The following is a 1226-nucleotide window of genomic DNA, read 5'->3' as shown; positions in this document are numbered from 1 at the left end:
GTATATTCCGATAACTACGAATATGTTAACTAACAGCGAGTTATTGAATGAGTTTTAATATAAATAAAACGCCATTTTTTACCGTAATTGTTCCCGTTTACAATACTAACGAAAGCTACCTAATAGAGGCTATCGAAAGCGTTATTAATCAAACTTTCAAAGATTATGAACTCATTATTGTTGACGATGCCTCTACTGTAGATTATAAAATAAAAAATTATAACAATATTAAATATATCCGAAACGAAACAAACAAAGGAACGCTTTACTCAAGAAAAATTGGAGCGATTAATTCAAATGGAAAATACATTATCTATTTGGATGCAGACGATAGATTAACAACTGACGCCCTTCAAATAATTTACAATTCTATTAATAAAGAATATGATATTATTCATTTTAGCGCAAAGGTAATTTCTTCCAACAAAAATAAAAAAGAAGAAAATAAAACCGCTTGGTATCTATCCTCAAAAAGAAGCATTATTAATAAAGATTTTCTATTTAACGAAGTTTTAAGCGAAAAATTGCCTCATAATATGTGCGGTAAAGCATTCAAAAACGAAATCATTAAAGAAGGATTAAAATATTTGCCAGATAGCCATTTAATACATTCCGAAGATATGCTTCAATGTTTAATAACAATTTATTTTTGCAAAAGCTACAAAGCGATTAAAGAAGAACTATATATTTGCAATAACGATGCGGGCTATAGTAATAAAGATATTTCTAAACTCACGATTGAAAGATTTGAAAAGACTTGCTTGGACACAAAAACTACATTAAACGAATTTTATAATTTTCTTTGCAGTCAAAAAACTGAGATTTTACATTATTACGATTATCTTAAACTTTCATTTAATCAATATATATATTTAATGAATAAGACGAATAACGAAAAAATATATTTGGATATTTTAAATAAATATTTTGATAAAGAATTGATAGAAAGATATAACGAGTTTGAAAAACTTCATCAATATTATTTAACTCCTCTTTATATACAAGAGGAAATAAATAAAAAACTTTTGCCTTATTTCTTTTCAATAATATTTTACGGCTATTATATTAAAATACGAATATTTGGAATATCGATAAATTTGAAAACTAATAAATGCTATAACAAACCTATAATTGTTAGTTTGAATAATTTACTTAAAAATATTTTCTCTTTATCTTCTAATTCTAAAGAGTTAGTTTTGAAGATTTGCGGATTGAAATTTATTAAA

At 25.1% G+C, this 1226-nt stretch carries 1 protein-coding gene; it reads left to right on the top strand.

Annotation, left to right across the window (positions count from 1 at the left end; translation table 11 throughout):
• Positions 1–47: 47 nt before the first annotated feature.
• Positions 48–1226, top strand: a 1179-nt coding sequence (locus tag EPJ79_RS11440) for a glycosyltransferase family 2 protein (protein ID WP_147739658.1), incomplete at its 3' end; no start/stop codon positions are given.

It is taken from the genome of Brachyspira aalborgi (assembly GCF_008016455.1).
Taxonomy (GTDB): Bacteria; Spirochaetota; Brachyspiria; order Brachyspirales; family Brachyspiraceae; genus Brachyspira; species Brachyspira aalborgi.
This window is presented reverse-complemented; position numbering and strand designations above follow the sequence as displayed.